Genomic DNA, 15,739 nt, shown 5'->3' with positions numbered 1-15,739 from the left:
GCGCCCAGTCACGAGGAGACCAAACATGTCCGGCGAACTGCGAGTGATTACCTCACACGTGCTCGAACTTGCGGAGCGACAAAACACCGCCGCTCAAGAAATTCTCGCGGCTGCTGCCGCATCTCACGGTGTCAGCACGTCAATGATGGTCAATCACGGCACGGTCTGCGCCTCAGCCACCGCGGCCGTCGCGGCTGCAGAAAGCGCACGCGCTGCTGCGTGCGCTGGAATGAACTCGGTCTCGACCAGCCTGTCGAGCCGGCTCGGGCTCGCGGCGTCACGGTACGACCAGACGGACGCAAAGGGAGCCGGCACGCTGAGTAAAGAGATGCATCCGCGCTGACGCCCCTGCCGTTAGGCGGCTTTTCGAACGGGTAGCCTTCGGTCAGCCAGCCATCTCAGCTCACGCCAGGCCGTCGACCAGAATCGGGACCGTAGACACGTGACGACACACGATCCAGACGATGAGTTTTCCCACTCCGACGCCGCAGGTTTGGATGCGCTCGACTTCGACACACCCAATCTCGACGATGACGCGTCCGGACTCGATGCCCTGCCGGATTACACCGCTGACGACATCGACAACGTTGCAGACCTCGATGCCGTCCACGACTACCACCGTCACGAGGCAGTAGACGACGACTTTGTCTTCGATGCCAGCGATGCGGTGGATGCCACCGACGAAGAGCAGACTCCCGTAATCCAGGCGATCAACCCTCCCGGTACGGTCGCCGTGACGGCCTACCTCGGCGGGTCGGTCGCTCACGTCGACCTGGATCCGAAAGTGACCACCCTGACCGAATCCCAACTGGCTGAAGAGATCCGCGTCGTGGCGGGCGTGGCGGCCAAAAGGGCTTCTGCGGTTGTGCACGTCGGGGTGGTGAACATGTTCGTCGAGCAAGGCATGGATCTGCGCGACGCACGGGATTTCGTGGAGACCAACATGCCATTCGCCACCCCGGACCAGGCCGACGAGGCCGACCTCGCGCTCATCGCGCGGCACTCGGAGCCGGAAGACTGACCGAGGAGCCATCATCAACGAATTCCCGGCCCCGTCCGCGCAGGCGGGGTGGTTCACCGACCCGTGGAGCGCACAGCATCTCCGGTACTTTGACGGCAGGCAGTGGACAGCCCACGTAGCACCTGGTCCGCCGATGCAGCCGGATACCCCGGCACCATTACCTGCTCCGCCTGTGTCGTCGGGTGGCTACCCGTTCGGGGAACCCACTCTGTTCCTGCAGCCAATCCGCGGTGGATCGGGCTCCGATATTCGCTGCTCGATCACGAACCCCAAAGGGCAGCCTCTGGCGCTGATCCAGCCGCTGGGAGAATTCCCGCTGGGGTACGGTGCGGCGGCACTCTACAAGATCGAGTTCGAGGTGGTTCGGCCCAACGGAATCCAACTACTACGGTTCACTCGTTCTACTGGCCCGTTGTACCGGCGCCGCCACTGCCTGCAAGTTCACGACCATGCCGGCCATGAACTCGGCTGTCTCCGTCAAACGAACTCATACTGGCAGTACTTACGAACGCCCTGGATGTCTGTCGATCTCGAGTACCAGGGTCAACGCCTGGGCAACACAAAAATACGCAGCCATATCCCCTACTTCACCCCGTTGGAACTCGATGCGCCCATCCACGACAACAGCAGTGCAGAGATCGGGCGAGTGCGTAGTCAGCCGAACCAATCCGAGCTGACACGCGCGCTCAGATTGACAGGAAGGACCTTCAACTACCGGCTCGACTGCGCGCACCCCACCTCCCCGCCGATGCCTGCCCTGATGTTGGCCATAACATTTGCGCACTTTCTCTACGACGACCTTCCGTCGGATGCACCGTTGTCTCGCTTTTCCCGGTGAATGAGGTCGCTCCGGAGACGGTCAACGCTCTTTGCCATGTGTCCGAAATTTGGTGCGTAGCACCGTCTTGAAGTGCTGTTAGGCTCCCCGCAACGAAGGAGGTATCGACCGAGATGAGCTTTTGGGATGCAGCAGATGCGGTCAGCAAGACGCTCGGCAAGAGTGACGAGTTAGGCCAACTCGGGAATGCCAACACGCTGTGGTCCACGAAATCTCATGCCGAGGCCGGGGACAAGATCGGGTTGGGTTCCGACGCGATCGGCATCGTGCAGATGTTTCTCCGCAAGTCTTTCGCAACTCCCATTATCAACGCCGGCCTGTTGGGCATCCAGGGTATGACTCTCACTTGCGGAATCGGCAACCCGGATAGTGGCGACAGGTTCGGGAAGGGCGCAGAGCAATTGGGCCAGGTCCATGACACCCTGGAATCAGCGAAGCCGACCTCCGGATGGCAAGGAGGCGCCTCGCAGGCCTACACCGGACAAGATGCGAAGCAACAGGAACGTGCGCGCGCGATCGCAGAAGTCGACAAAAAGTTGGAAGCAGTCATCAGCAAGCAAGCTAGCCAGATCGACCAGACACGTAGTTTCCTCGGCACCTGCGCGACTGTCCTCGGATACGCCATCCTGCCCGCCATGATTGCGAAGGTCTCGGGTCCGCACGGTCCTGCCGTCGCGACGGCCATTGAGATTGGAGCTGTCGCCGGCTCTGTGCCTCTCGCTGCTGGCCAGATGACCAAGATGACCGCCAACTCGATGGCGAACGCTGCGGAGATCAGCCAGGCCATGGGGCAATACGCCAAGGTGGCCGCAAGCGCGACGTTCGGCAAGTAGCACCTACAGCTCAGGCAAACCCAGCTCATCCGCATCGGCGGTGAGGTAACGGGTCAAGGTTGGTGCGAGCAGACGCACCACCTGTTCACCGTCGAGTGTCGCCAACGGTGGCACGGCCATCACGTAGCGCAGCATCGCGGTGCCCACCAGGCTCGACGCGGCGAGCATCGCCCGTAGCCGGGCCTGCTCGCCACCACCTAGCACGCCGGACACCGCGGCCAGCACGTAATCCTGCATGAACGTTCGAAATGCCACGTGCGCATCGGAATTCGAAGTTGCCGACTGCAACATGACCCGCATGCTGGCCGCGGTCTCAGGCGTTTCCCACATCTTCAGGTAGACGCGGACCATACGTTCGCCGATCTGCTCTGCCGACCCTTCCAGGGCAGCCACCAGAACGTCGGGATCCAGGATCAGACGTAGCGATTCCCGGAACAGGTCGGCCTTCGAGCCGAACAGATACAGCACCATCGACGCGTCGACGTGGGCGTCCGAGGCGATGGCGCGCAGTGTCGTCTTCTCGTATCCCTCAGCCGCGAAGCGCAGTTTGGCAGCCGCCAGCACAGCATCGCGCGACACCGGATCACCCTGGCGACGCCCGCGCCGGTTGGCAGTTTTCCCAGGTGAAGCCACACGTCGACACTATCATTTCAATAACTGTTGAAAAACTACCCAGCCAGGGCCTACTCTCAGACGAACCGATTAATTCAACGTCGGATGAAAAGAGGGAATGATGCTCTCGACCCAGACCGCCACACCCGTCCACCACGCTGCACCCGACCACGAGCCGCCCGCAGCGCTACGTGCCGCCGGAATCGTCGCCGTGCTGTCCATCGCGATCGCCGTCGTCGCCATCGCCTTCGCATTGCCCGCTGCGCGGTCAAAGCCCCACGACGTCCCGATCGGCGCAGCCGGCCCGCAGGCAGCCACCAGCCAGGTCACCGAACTCCTCGAACAGCAGGCCCCGGATGCGTTCGCGGTGACCTACTATCCCGGCGAGAAGGCTCTACGGGAAGCCATCCTCAACCGAAACGTATACGGCGGCATAGCATTCGGTCCGCAAGGACCGACCCTGCTGACCGCCACCGGAGGCAGCCCGGCCGTGGCGCAGCTACTCACCCAGATCGGAAACGGCATCGCTGCTCACCAGGGTGTGCCCCTCCACACCGAAGATCTCGCCCCGCCCGCAAGCCAGGATCCCCGCGGCACCGGCCTGGCCGCCTCTGCCCTGCCGATCACCCTGGCCGGGATCTTGCCTGCGGCCGCTCTGGTACTGATACTGCGCCGCGAGGTGTGGACCCGGCTGATCGCGGCGATCGTGTTCTCCGCCGTTGCCGGGACCACCGTCGCCGCCCTGCTCCAATACGTGTTCGGCTCGATCGACTCGAACTTCTGGGGAGTGGCTGGCGGCTTGACGCTGGGGATCGCCGCGGCCGGACTGACGGTACTCGGACTGGGCTCACTGTTCGGCAAGGCCGGCCTGGGCGTCGGCGCGGCGCTGGCCCTGTTGCTGGGCAACCCCCTGGCGGGGTTGACGGCCGCACCGGAGATGCTGCCCGCCGGCTGGGGCCAGCTCGGCCAGTTGCTGCCACAGGGCGCCACCGCCACGCTGCTGCGATCCACCGCATACTTCGGCGGTGCAGGCGCGGACTTGGCCATCATCGTGCTCAGTTGCTGGGTCCTCGCCGGGCTGACGTTGGTGATCATCGCCGCATTGCGGCGGCCCGCAAGTTCCGCGCATATGATGCGACTCCGTGGGACTCGATGACCGTCAAGCACTGGAGACGCTCCAGCGTGCCGTCGACCCCGAGCAGGGCTCCGCGCCCCTGATCCGCGACTTCTACACCCAGTGGTTCGCCACCGACCTCTCGGCCCGCGATCTGTTCCCGCCCGACATGGACAGCCAGCGCGATGTCTTTGCCCGCGCCCTGACCTGGCTGTTCGGGGAGCTGATCGCCCAGCGCGCCGAGGAGCCGGTGGCGTTCCTGGCTCAGCTGGGCAGGGACCACCGCAAGTACGGTGTCACGCAGAGCCATTACGACTCGATGCAGGAGGCGCTGTACAACGCGCTGCACCGCCACCTCGAACCCGAATGGGACGAACGGCTGGCAGAGGCCACCCACGATGCCGTGGCACTGGTCATCGGGGTGATGCGCGGAGCCGCAGACGCCGAGGACTCCCCCGCGTACTGCGACGGCACCGTGATCGAGCACCACCGGGTCACCCGTGACGTCTCGGTGATCCGACTGCAGCTCGACCAGGCGTTGTTCTACCACCCCGGCCAGTACGTCACGGTCCAGGTGCCGCAGTGGCCGCGCCGGTGGCGCTATCTGAGTCCCGCCGTCCCCTCCGACCGCTCCGGGGGCATCGAGTTTCACATCCGGTCCGTCCCCGGCGGCATGGTGAGTACCGCCATCGTCGCCGAGACCAAGATCGGGGATCGCTGGCGGATGTCCAGCCCACACGGCGGGTTGCACGTCGACCGCGACGGCGAAGATGTGCTGATGGTGGCGGGCAGCACGGGCCTGGCCCCGCTGCGCAACATCATCATGGACATGACATTGCACGGCGAGAATCCCCGCGTGCACCTGTTCTTCGGCGGCCGCTATCCGTGCGACCTGTACGACCTGAAAACCCTGTGGCACATCGCCTCGACCAACCCGTGGCTGTCGGTGACCCCGGTGTCCGAATACAGCACCGATCCGCCCTGGGCCGGCCAGTATCCCGACGTCCAGCCGCCGCGCGGCCTGCACGTGCGCCAGACCGGCACCCTGGCCGAAGTGGTGACACGGTACGGCAACTGGGGTGATCGGCAGATCCTCATCTGCGGCGGCCCGGACATGGTCACCGCCACCAAAGCCGCCCTGGTCGAGCGGGGTGCACCGGCCGAGCGCATCCAGCACGACCCGCTGACGCGCTGAGAATGCCAGACTTGCCCCATGCCCGAGGTCCAACAAGTCACCTTGTCTGACCCGTCGTCATCGCTGACGGCCACCTACGTTCCGGAGGCGGGGATGATCTGTACCTCGCTCTCCGACGGCGATGTCGAGTACCTGGGCCAGCGACGCGGGCTGCAGGCATACCTCACCGACGGTAAGACCATGGGCATCCCGATCCTCTATCCGTGGGCGAACCGCTTGAGCGCCAACCAATACCGCGTCGGGGACACGGTGGTGGACGTGGTACCCGGAGTAAACGGTGTGCGCGCCGACGCCCACGGGGCGCCGATGCACGGCGTGCTCGCCGCCAATCCGGATTGGCAGGTGACCGAGAAAACCGAGGGTGCACTCATCGCCGACCTGGACTGGGGCGCCCACCCGGGCCTGCTGGCGACATTCCCGTTCCCGCATCGCCTGACCATGGCCGTGACGCTGGCCGACCGGACCCTTACCGTCGCCACCACGGTCACGCCGAGCGGGCGACCTCACGTCCCGCTGTGCTACGGCTTTCACCCGTACCTCACGATTCCTGATGTGCCCCGCGAAGATTGGCGGCTGCGCACCCCGGCCATGCGACACCTGCTGGTCGATGACCGGGGCCTGCCCACCGGCGAATCCAAGAACTGGCCGGGCGGGGAGGAACGGCTGGGCACCACCGAACTCGACGACGGATTCGATGACGTTGAGCCGGGCGCGTTGTTCACCCTGTCCGGCGGCGGCCGCCGGGTCGACGTCACCTTCGACGAGAGTTACACCGCCGCACAACTTTTCGCCCCCGGGAACGACGCCGTGGTGGGCATCGAGCCGATGGCCGCACCGACCGACGCGCTGCGCCGAGGGAATTACAGAATGGCCGCCCCCGGAAGTCCGGAGACGGCCACCTTTTCGATCAGAGTGGGTTAACGCGCACCGCGGCGAGGCGGCCGCGGCTGCCACAGCACCACCGCTTTGGATGCGACGGAGACGTCGCGGCGCTGATCACTGAGTTGTTCGACCTGCTGGGTCAACTCGGAAACCCTGGTGCGCAGCGCATCTACCTGATTGGTCAGTTCGATGATGCGCTTGATCCCGGCCAGGTTGACGCCCTCGTCCTGCGACAACCGCTGCACCTCACGGAGCAGGTCGACGTCACGTTCGGAGTAGCGGCGCCCGCCACCGGAACTGCGCTGCGGGCTGACCAGGCCGAGCCGGTCGTATGTGCGCAGGGTCTGCGCGTGCATACCGGCCAGCTCGGCGGCCACCGAGATCAAAAACGTACGTGCTTCCTCTTTGCGCTGGCTCATATGTTGCCTGCCCACCCGGCCCGCGGATCGAACCCACTGGCCCGCTCGGCTTTCGCATACGCTTCCAGCGCCTCTGCCGCTTCACCTTCCAGGTTCGGCGGTACCGCCACCTTCACCGTGACCAGCAGGTCACCGTGGCCGCCGGAGCGCTTGGGCACGCCACGTCCGCGCACCCGCAGGATCCGGCCGTCTGAGGTGCCCTTGGGCACCCGCACACCAACCTTGCCATCCAGCGTCGGAACGGAAAGTGTTGTACCCAGCGCCAATTCGTGGAAGCTCACCGGCACCGCGACCGTCAGGTCGTCGCCGTCACGCCCGAACACCTTGTCCGGCCGCACATGCACGGTGACGTAGAGGTCACCCGATGGTGCGCCTCGCAGCCCGGCTTCACCCTGGCCGGCCAGCCGGATGCGCTGACCGTCCTCGACGCCCGGTGGGATCCGCACGTTGATGGTGCGAGTCCGGGTGGTGACGCCGGTGCCCTGACATTCGGAGCAGGGGTGCTCGATGATCGAGCCGCTGCCCCGACATTCGGTGCAGGGTTCGGAGAATCCGAACGCACCTTGGTTGCGGTTGACCACACCCGAGCCGTTGCAGTTCGGGCACACCTTGGGGCTGGTGCCCGGCCGCGCACCACTGCCGTGACAGTTGGTGCACGGCGCCGGGCTGGTCAGCCGCAGCGGCATGGCCACGCCCTTGGTGGCTTCCAGGAAGGACAGCTCGGTTTCGGTTTCCAGGTCGTTGCCCCGGCGGGGCCGGCTCGGCCGCGGTTGTGCACCGCGCCCGAACAACCCACCGAAGAGGTCACCGATGTTGGCGCCGCCGCTCTGTCCGGCCGCGTCGAACAGGTCTCCGAGGTTGAATTCGGCTCCGTCGGAACCGAACCCGCCACTGAAGTTCCCACCCGGGTTGAACCGACGCCCACCCCCGGCGAACAACCGGCGGGTCTCGTCATACTCCTTGCGCTTCGCGGGGTCCGACAGGACACTGTTCGCCTCGGAAACGGCCTTGAACCGATCTGCCGCACCCGAATCGGGATTGCGGTCGGGATGCAGTTCGGAGGCCAGTTTCCGGTAGGCCTTCTTGATCTCGTCGGCGCTGGCGTCAGAGGAGACGCCGAGTTCTTTATAGAAGTCCTTCTCGACCCACTCGCGTTGGGCCATGCGCCACCTCCTTACCTCTTCTCTCTAGTTGGATTGTCTATTTCTCTGATTCTGCGGCCTGATCGCCGGCGGCGTCAGCGTTATCCGCTGTCCCCGACTGGGAATCAGCGCCGGCCTCGGCTTGGGGAACGGTGTCGACCACGCCGACGAGGGCATGCCTGACCACTTGGTCACCGATCTTGTAGCCGCGGCGCATCACGGTTCCGACTACGGGATGGGTGCCCTCGCCCTCGTGCTGCACAGCCTCGTGCAGCGACGGATCGAACTCGTCACCCTCGGCCCCGAATGCGGAAAGGCCCTGCCCTTCAAGGGCGCCGACGAGCTTGTCGGCAACCGACTTGAGCGGCCCGGTCTCCAGGTCACCGTGGCTACGGGCCCGGTCCAGATCGTCGAGCACACCCAGCAACTGGGTGATGACGGTGGCCTTGGCCCGGTCCGCGGTCATTTGCTGATCGCGCAGGGCCCGCTTGCGGTAGTTGTCGTATTCGGCCTTGACGCGTTGCAGCGTGGCCTTGAGCTCGGCTACCTCGTCGCTATCGGTCGCCGGCGCACCGGCATCGGAGGCGGCCGGAGCCGGCCCACCAGGGGCCGGCTCCTGCTCGCGAACCTCACCGGTGTCGGGATCGATGCGCCGTTTGTCGGTGATGGTCACCGGCTCGTGCGAATCGTTCTCGCTCACTTGGTCTCCTGATCATCGTCGACGACCTCGGCGTCCACCACGTTGTCGTCCGCGGCACTCGAGGAAGCTCCAGCGTCGGCTCCGGCGGCCTGCTCAGCCTGGGTGGCCTCGTAGATCGCCTGGCCCAGCCCCTGCGATTCGACACCGAGCTTCTCCATGGCGTCCTTGATCGCCGAGATGTCGGTGCCTTCCAGCGCCGTCTTGGCCTCAGCGATCGCGGCGTCGACCTTGGTCAAGGTGTCCTCGGGAACCTTCGAGCCACCCTCGGCCTCGCGCTGCTCCTTGACGAACTTCTCCGTCTGGTAGACCAGCGACTCAGCCTGGTTGCGGACATCGGCTTCCTCGCGACGCTTGCGGTCCTCGTCGGCGTGCGCTTCGGCATCCTTGATCATCCGGTCGATCTCTTCCTTGGACAGGCCGGAGCCTTCCTGGATCTTGATCGTGTTTTCCTTGCCGGTGCCCTTGTCCTTGGCGGTGACGTGCACGATGCCGTTGGCGTCGATGTCGAAGGTGACCTCGATCTGCGGCACGCCGCGGGGGGCCGGCGGGATACCGGTCAGCTCGAAGGAGCCGAGCAGCTTGTTGTGCGAAGCGATTTCGCGCTCACCCTGGAAGACCTGGATCTGCACCGACGGTTGGTTGTCGTCAGCGGTGGTGAAGGTCTCCGACCGCTTGGTCGGGATGGTGGTGTTGCGCTCGATCAGCTTGGTCATCACGCCACCCTTGGTTTCGATACCGAGGGACAGCGGGGTGACGTCAAGCAGCAGAACGTCTTTCACCTCGCCCTTGAGCACGCCGGCCTGCAGCGCGGCACCCACTGCGACAACCTCGTCCGGGTTGACGCCCTTGTTGGGCTCCTTGCCGCCGGTCATCTCCTTGACCAGTTCGGCCACGGCGGGCATACGGGTCGAGCCACCGACGAGCACCACATGGTCGATCTCGCCGACCGAGATGCCGGCATCCTTGATCACCGACTGGAACGGCTGACGGGTGCGGTCCAACAGATCCTGAGTGATCTTCTGGAACTCGGCGCGGGTCAGCTGTTCGTCGAGGAACAGCGGGTTCTTGTCGGCGTCGACGGTGATGTAGGGCAGGTTGATCGAGGTGCTCTGCGAGCTCGACAGTTCGATCTTGGCCTTCTCCGCGGCCTCACGCAGCCGCTGCATCGCCATCTTGTCCTTGGTCAGGTCGATGCCACTGGTGGCCTTGAACTTGTCGACCAGCCACTCGACGATCCGGTCGTCCCAGTCGTCGCCACCGAGGTGGTTGTCACCGGAGGTGGCGCGCACCTCGACGACACCGTCGCCGATCTCCAGCAGCGAGACGTCGAACGTGCCGCCACCGAGGTCGAAGACCAGGATGGTCTGTTCCTTGCTGCCCTTGTCCAGGCCGTAGGCCAGGGCGGCCGCGGTGGGCTCGTTGACGATGCGCAGGACGTTGAGGCCGGCGATCTGACCGGCTTCCTTGGTGGCCTGACGCTGGGCGTCGTTGAAGTACGCGGGCACGGTGATGACGGCGTCGGTGATGTCCTCACCGAGGTAGGCCTCGGCGTCGCGCTTCAGCTTCTGCAGCGTGCGCGCGCTGATCTCCTGCGCCGTGTAGTTCTTGCCGTCGATCTCGACGGTCCAATCGGTGCCCATGTGACGCTTGACCGAACGGATGGTCCGGTCGACGTTGGTCACCGCCTGGTTCTTGGCGGGCTGACCGACCAGCACCTCGCCGTTGCGCGCGAACGCGACGACGGACGGGGTGGTCCGGGAGCCTTCAGAGTTTGCGACGACGACGGGGTCGCCGCCTTCCAGGACCGCCACGACGGAGTTGGTGGTCCCGAGGTCGATACCGACCGCACGAGCCATGTTGTTGCCTCCTGATAGAGATATAGGGGTCTGAGCGGACTGCGCTCAAGCTTGCTCCGGGTCAGCTTAGATTGTCAACCCAGACTTGAGTGTATATCGCTCAACTTGTTGTCGATGTGGTCAACGGCAGCGGCGTGGGATTTGTTCCCGAGCAGAACGCATCGCATAGGAGACCCACAGAGGACAATCAGATGGGGATCACGCAAGGAAGAGGTGAGCGCCATGGCGACACCGCAGGAAAGCACGACAGCCCCGATCGAGGAAGACACCGAACAGTTCGCCGCCCGGATGACCGGCGCGATCGACAGCGCCTGCCTGGCCGTCCTCATCAGCCTGGGTCACCAGACCCGACTGTTCGACGTGCTCGCCGAGCTCCCGGCCGCCACAAGTCCGCAGATCGCCGATGCCGCCGGCCTCAACGAACGCTACGTGCGCGAATGGCTGGGCGGCATTGTCGCGGGCGGGATCGTCGACTATGACCCCGCCGCGGCGACATATTTTCTGCCGCGCCACCGCGCAGCGGTGCTGACGCGCGCCGCCGGCCCCGACAACCTGGCCCGGGTCGCGCAATTCATTCCGCTGGCGGGCGAAGTCGAGCAAAAGATCATCGGCTGTTTCCACCACGGTGGCGGTCTGCCCTACAGCGACTATCCACGCTTCCACGCGCTGATGGCCGAGGAAAGCGGAGAAGTGTTCGATGCCGCACTGGTCAGCGACATCCTGCCGCTTGCCGGGGATTTGCCCGCGAAGCTGCACGCCGGCGCTGAGGTGGCCGACTTCGGTTGCGGCAGTGGACATGCCGTCAACGTCATGGCACAGGCGTTCCCCGCCAGCCGTTTCACCGGCGTTGACTTTTCCGAGGAAGGCCTGGCCGTCGGCACGGCGGAGGCCAGCCGGCTCGGCCTGACGAACGCCCGGTTCGAATGTCGCGATCTTGCCGAACTCGACACGACCGACGCCTATGACGTCATCACCGTGTTCGACGCCATCCACGACCAAGCCCATCCGGCGCGGGTGCTCTCCAACATCCATCGCGCGTTGCGCCCCGGAGGCATCTTCTTGATGGTCGACATCAAAGCCTCGAGTCGACTGGAAGACAACATCGGCGTCCCGTTCGCACCGTTCCTCTACACGATCTCCACGGTTCACTGCATGAGCGTTTCGTTGGCCATCGACGGCGACGGACTGGGCACGGTGTGGGGACGGCAGCTGGCCACCGCGATGCTCACCGATGCCGGGTTCCGCGACATCAGCATCCGAGAAATCGAATCCGACCCACTCAACCTGTACTACATCGCTCACAGGTGATCCGCCTAGATGGGTCATTCGCCCGATGCGGGGCCGGGCGTGCGCTTCCTAGCGTTGAGGCCAAGTGGAGCGCGCAGGAGGTCGGTCATGACGACTCAGCACATCGAGACACTCATCATCGGAGCGGGACAGGCCGGTCTTTCCACCGGTTATCACCTGCGGCAGATGAACCGGCCGTTCGTGATCGTCGACGCGAACGAACGGATCGGCGACAACTGGCGCAGACACTACGACTCGCTGTGCCTCTACACACCGGCCAAGTACAGCGGGCTGCCGGGCACGGCCTTCCCGGGGAAGGATCCTTGGCGGTACCCGACCCGAGACGAAGTGGCCGAGTTCCTCGAGCGGTACGCGCTCGAGTGGGATCTGCCGGTACGGATGAGCACGCGCGTCGACCTACTGACGGCCGGCCCGGGCCCCGGCTACACCGCCCACATCGGTGACAACATCCTCACCTGCGACAACGTCGTCGTGGCGACCGGAACGTTCGGTCTGACACCCAATCTTCCCGGTTTCGCTTCGGACCTGGACCCCACCATCCGACAACTACATTCCAGCCAGTACCGGCGGCCGCAACAGCTACAACCTGGGCCTGTGCTGGTGGTCGGCGCTTCGCATTCCGGCACCGACATCGCCTACGAGACGGCGTTGACGCACCCGACCATCCTGTGTGGTCGTGACTGCGGTCAGATCCCGGTGCGCTGGGACTCGCGCCGGATCCGCGTCGCGTTGCCCATCCTGGTGTTCGTGTGGCGCCACATCGTCACCAGGCGGATGCCGATCGCTCGGAAAGCGATGCGACACATTCGTTCCCACGGCGCGCCGATGCTTCGGGTGAAACGCGCAGACCTTGCCGACCGAGGAGTCCGACGCCACACCATCCGCCTGTCCGGGGTGGCCGATCACCAGCCGACACTGTCGGACGGCACGGTGCTGGACGTGCGAAACATCGTGTGGTGCACCGGATTCAAGCAAGTTTTCGACTGGATCGAGCTACCGATCTTCGGGCCGGACGGCTGGCCGCGGGAATACCGCGGAGTGTGCGCCGAGGCGCCCGGATTGTTCTTCTGCGGTTTGAGTTTCCAGTATGCGTTCAGCTCGATGGTCTTACCCGGAATCGGCCGCGACGCGAGATACGTCGCGCGCAAGATCGTGCGGCGAACCGAAGGCCGGCGGCGCGTAGTCTCGTACCCAGGCAAAGTCGCCCGACCTGGGGGTGATGCGCGGTGGGCATCGTCGATGACCTGCTCTCGGCGCGCGAGACATATGAGCGCCGCGAGTGGGTGGCCGCCTACGAGGCCCTATCGGGCCTGAACAAGAGTTCGGCCACGTTGGAAGGCGAAGATTTTGTACGCCTTGCAACGGCGGCATACCTGACCGGGCGGCACAACGACTGCATCCAGGCACTACAGCGCGCCTACCAGACCAATCTCGATGCCGGCGACGTACCTGCGGCGGTGAGATCGGCGTTCTGGCTGGCAATGGTGCTCATGGACGCCGGCGAGTCGGCGGTCGGCGGCGGTTGGGTGGCTCGCGCACAAGGGTTGCTCGACGGTGTGGCCGGCGACCTGGTCGAACGGGGCTATGTGCTGATCCCGGTGATGATGCGAAGCGTCTTCGCGGGCGACTTCGCACCGGCGCATGACTGTGCCGTCCAGATCACCGAATACGGGAACCGGTTCGGTGACCCGGACCTCACGGCCATGGGCACCAGCTCACAAGGCCGGCTGGCGCTGTACGCCGGGCACGTCCCCGAGGGGCTGGCATTGCTGGACGAGGCGATGGCCTGCATCATGGCCGGCGCCGTCTCACCGATCTTCGCGGGTCACGTCTATTGCTCGATGATCGAGGGCTGCCAGGAGGTTTCCGATTTCGGACGGGCCGCCGAATGGACGGCTGCATTGACCACTTGGTGCGACGACCAACCCGGCCTGGTCCCGTTCACCGGCCAATGCGCCGTGCACCGTGGCCAGATCATGCGGTTGTGCGGCGCGTTCGACGAGGCGCTGGAGGAGTTCGCCGACGCCGTACAGCGGTACGTCGCGGCAGGTACCGGTCCGGCCGCCGGCCTTGCGCTGGCAGAACGCGGTGACGTGCTGCGCATCCGGGGACGATTCGATGCGGCCGAGGCAGCGTATGCCGAGGCATTGCAGCACGGGCATGAGCCGCACCCGGGTCTGGCGCTCGTGTGGCTCGCCCGTGGTCGAGTTGCTGCCGCAGTCGCTGCGATCAAACGACTACTGGCCGAACCGCGCGATCCGGTGCACCGCTCACAACTGCTGCCCGAAGCGGTAGAGATCCTGCTGGCAGGCGACGAGACGGAGCTCGCGGCCGAGGCCAGCGCCGAGTTGTCAAAGATCGCGAACGACTTCGGATGCGTCGGGTTGCGCGCCATGGCCGGCTGTGCGTCGGGCCAGGTCGCACTGGTCCACGGCGCCCCGGCAACCGCGGTCGGGGAACTGCGCCGTGCGGGCCAACTCTGGAGAGAACTCGGAGCGCCATACGAGGCCGCGCGGTGCAGAGCGCTGCTGGGCCGGGCGTTGCGCGCGCTCGGTGACGAGGATTCGGCGGTCGCGGAGCTGGCCGAGGCACACGACAGCTTCGCCCGGCTGGGTGCCGCACCAGCTGAGCACGAAACTGCCGACCTTCTGCATTCGAGCGCGCCCGGTGGACTCAGCCAGCGCGAAATCGAAGTGCTACGGCTGGTGGCTGCGGGCAAGACCAATCCCGAGATCGCGGCCACCATGTTCTTGAGCGAGAAGACGGTCGCCCGGCATCTGTCGAATATCTTCCGCAAGCTCGACGTCACCTCACGGACGGCGGCCGCCGCATTCGCGTTCGAGCATCGGCTGGTTTGACCCGCGTACCGGCATCACGATGCTCGGGGTACCGTGCCCCATAATCAAGTGCCGCCGGTCGGCTCGACCACGGCTTGATATCGGCTCAACCGTCGCCCCCCGGGGCGCAGCCAGCCACTTGAGGGGGATCGACCGGCGATGGCAGACGAGATAACCAGGACCGAACCGGACAGGTCCGAGAAGAAGCCGGCCAAGCACGGCTACCAGCGCCGGGGATTCAGGCTGGCCACCCCGGTCGGCGACATCGCCATTGCCATCCGCACACCGCGCAACCCTCGCCCGCTCGTACCCAAGCGGTTCGATCCGTTCGGTATCGCCGACCGTGCGGTCGACGCCGCGAAGACCAGCATGAAGCTGGCTGCCTGGGGCGAGGAGCAGCTGGCCACCCTGGTGAAGAACCGGCTGGAGGCCCTCGACTCGGCGCCGAGGCCCGTGACGATCGCCACGCCCGAAGAACCGACAGCCGAATCGCTCAACAACAAGATGGACCGCCTGCTGGACCGGGCCCTGGACCAGAGCACCGCAGGCAGCCAGGTAGAGCTGTACCACCGCCTGCTCGATCAGTTGGTGGCCGACGAGGCGCGGATCATCGGCGCACTCTCCGAGGGGGCGACGTCACCGCTGGTCAACATCCACACCTGGACCCGGGCCCGCACGCCCGGCCAGGCGGTGTTGGAGAACGCCTGTCTGATCGGCCGAACCGCGAATGTGGCGTTGCCCGGCATGGTTCCGCAGTACGTCGGTCATCTGCTCTCCCTCGGCCTGGTGGAGACCGGGCCAGAGGATCCGTCTCAGAAGGCCGAGTACGAGGTGCTCCTGGCCGAGCCCATGGTGTTGCGGGCGATCAAGAGCGCATCGCGCGGGCCGCTGGCCGCGAAGGTCGAACGGCTGACCCTGAGCTTGTCGGGCCTGGGCCGCGGCCTGTGGGAGGCTGCGGTGGAACGAGACGGTTCGTAACCGC

General features: G+C 65.5%; 16 protein-coding genes and 1 pseudogene. 12 read left to right on the top strand and 5 right to left on the bottom strand.

The annotated features are described in order from the left end of the window. Positions 1-25 precede the first annotated feature (25 nt). The 5 genes and pseudogenes from BKG60_RS02555 to BKG60_RS02540 all read left to right on the top strand — a co-directional run bounded on the left by BKG60_RS02555 (position 26) and on the right by BKG60_RS02540 (position 2,692). Positions 26-343 (top strand): type VII secretion target, encoded by a 318-nt coding sequence (locus BKG60_RS02555; RefSeq protein WP_075909156.1) that lies wholly within the window; start codon positions 26-28, stop codon positions 341-343. A 99-nt stretch (positions 344-442) separates the two neighbouring features. Continuing rightward, positions 443-1,021: a hypothetical protein gene (locus BKG60_RS32275; protein WP_242671541.1), complete on the top strand. Its 579-nt coding sequence runs from the start codon at positions 443-445 to the stop codon at positions 1,019-1,021. Then, positions 909-1,151, top strand: a pseudogene (locus BKG60_RS32755) (DUF2510 domain-containing protein); the annotation flags it as partial. The gene BKG60_RS32275 and the pseudogene BKG60_RS32755, both read left to right, overlap by 113 nt. Before the next feature lie 3 nt (positions 1,152-1,154). Further along, a complete protein-coding gene (locus BKG60_RS02545; RefSeq protein WP_075909155.1) occupies positions 1,155-1,859 on the top strand; it encodes a hypothetical protein in 705 nt (234 codons plus the stop codon). A gap of 113 nt (positions 1,860-1,972) precedes the next feature. Further along, positions 1,973-2,692: an EspA/EspE family type VII secretion system effector gene (locus BKG60_RS02540; protein ID WP_083650215.1), complete on the top strand. Its 720-nt coding sequence runs from the start codon at positions 1,973-1,975 to the stop codon at positions 2,690-2,692. A 3-nt stretch (positions 2,693-2,695) separates the two neighbouring features. Here BKG60_RS02540 and BKG60_RS02535 read toward each other — a convergent pair whose 3' ends face one another. After that, entirely contained in the window at positions 2,696-3,325 is a 630-nt protein-coding gene (locus BKG60_RS02535) for a TetR/AcrR family transcriptional regulator (protein WP_207553860.1), read from the bottom strand. Between the two features lie 100 nt (positions 3,326-3,425). On the opposite strand from BKG60_RS02535, the gene BKG60_RS02530 reads away from it, so the two are divergent. Genes BKG60_RS02530 through BKG60_RS02520 form a run of 3 tightly spaced genes read left to right on the top strand, consistent with a single transcriptional unit; the run spans position 3,426 to position 6,534 of the window. Further along, entirely contained in the window at positions 3,426-4,460 is a 1,035-nt protein-coding gene (locus BKG60_RS02530; RefSeq protein ID WP_075909159.1) for an ABC transporter permease, read from the top strand. Continuing rightward, positions 4,447-5,613, top strand: a complete 1,167-nt coding sequence (locus tag BKG60_RS02525; RefSeq protein WP_070185541.1) for an FAD-binding oxidoreductase — start codon at positions 4,447-4,449, stop codon at positions 5,611-5,613. Before BKG60_RS02530 ends, BKG60_RS02525 begins: the two co-directional genes overlap by 14 nt. Before the next feature lie 18 nt (positions 5,614-5,631). Continuing rightward, the gene (locus BKG60_RS02520; RefSeq protein ID WP_075909153.1) at positions 5,632-6,534 is read left to right on the top strand and encodes an aldose 1-epimerase; all 903 of its coding nucleotides are present in this window, start codon (positions 5,632-5,634) and stop codon (positions 6,532-6,534) included. Here the strand turns inward: BKG60_RS02520 and BKG60_RS02515 are convergent. The 4 genes from BKG60_RS02515 to dnaK are packed head-to-tail and all read right to left on the bottom strand — an operon-like array spanning position 6,531 to position 10,612. Continuing rightward, entirely contained in the window at positions 6,531-6,914 is a 384-nt protein-coding gene (locus BKG60_RS02515) for a heat shock protein transcriptional repressor HspR (protein WP_070185539.1), read from the bottom strand. The two genes, BKG60_RS02520 and BKG60_RS02515, sit on opposite strands and share 4 nt — an antisense overlap. Beyond that, on the bottom strand, positions 6,911-8,077 hold the full coding sequence (gene dnaJ / locus BKG60_RS02510; RefSeq protein ID WP_075909152.1) for a molecular chaperone DnaJ: 1,167 nt from the start codon (positions 8,075-8,077) through the stop codon (positions 6,911-6,913). The genes BKG60_RS02515 and dnaJ overlap by 4 nt, the downstream gene beginning before the upstream one ends. Before the next feature lie 37 nt (positions 8,078-8,114). Next, complete coding sequence (gene grpE / locus BKG60_RS02505) at positions 8,115-8,756, bottom strand: nucleotide exchange factor GrpE (protein WP_075909151.1); 642 nt, start codon at positions 8,754-8,756, stop codon at positions 8,115-8,117. Next, complete coding sequence (gene dnaK / locus BKG60_RS02500; RefSeq protein ID WP_070185536.1) at positions 8,753-10,612, bottom strand: molecular chaperone DnaK; 1,860 nt, start codon at positions 10,610-10,612, stop codon at positions 8,753-8,755. Before dnaK ends, grpE begins: the two co-directional genes overlap by 4 nt. Positions 10,613-10,834: 222 nt before the next feature. Between dnaK and BKG60_RS02495 the strand changes: the two genes are divergently transcribed. The 4 genes from BKG60_RS02495 to BKG60_RS02480 all read left to right on the top strand — a co-directional run bounded on the left by BKG60_RS02495 (position 10,835) and on the right by BKG60_RS02480 (position 15,735). Next, on the top strand, positions 10,835-11,920 hold the full coding sequence (locus tag BKG60_RS02495) for a class I SAM-dependent methyltransferase (RefSeq protein ID WP_070185535.1): 1,086 nt from the start codon (positions 10,835-10,837) through the stop codon (positions 11,918-11,920). 87 nt (positions 11,921-12,007) lie between these two features. Continuing rightward, positions 12,008-13,234 carry a flavin-containing monooxygenase gene (locus BKG60_RS02490; RefSeq protein WP_083284006.1) on the top strand — a complete coding sequence of 409 codons (1,227 nt, stop codon included), beginning with the start codon at positions 12,008-12,010 and terminating at the stop codon, positions 13,232-13,234. Beyond that, positions 13,147-14,778, top strand: a complete 1,632-nt coding sequence (locus BKG60_RS02485; protein WP_075909150.1) for a helix-turn-helix transcriptional regulator — start codon at positions 13,147-13,149, stop codon at positions 14,776-14,778. The genes BKG60_RS02490 and BKG60_RS02485 overlap by 88 nt, the downstream gene beginning before the upstream one ends. 138 nt (positions 14,779-14,916) lie before the next feature. Beyond that, positions 14,917-15,735 carry an Abi-alpha family protein gene (locus BKG60_RS02480; protein WP_110764924.1) on the top strand — a complete coding sequence of 273 codons (819 nt, stop codon included), beginning with the start codon at positions 14,917-14,919 and terminating at the stop codon, positions 15,733-15,735. Positions 15,736-15,739 lie beyond the last annotated feature (4 nt).

It is taken from the genome of Mycobacterium syngnathidarum, from assembly GCF_001942625.1.
Taxonomy (GTDB): domain Bacteria; phylum Actinomycetota; class Actinomycetes; order Mycobacteriales; family Mycobacteriaceae; genus Mycobacterium; species Mycobacterium syngnathidarum.
This window is presented reverse-complemented; position numbering and strand designations above follow the sequence as displayed.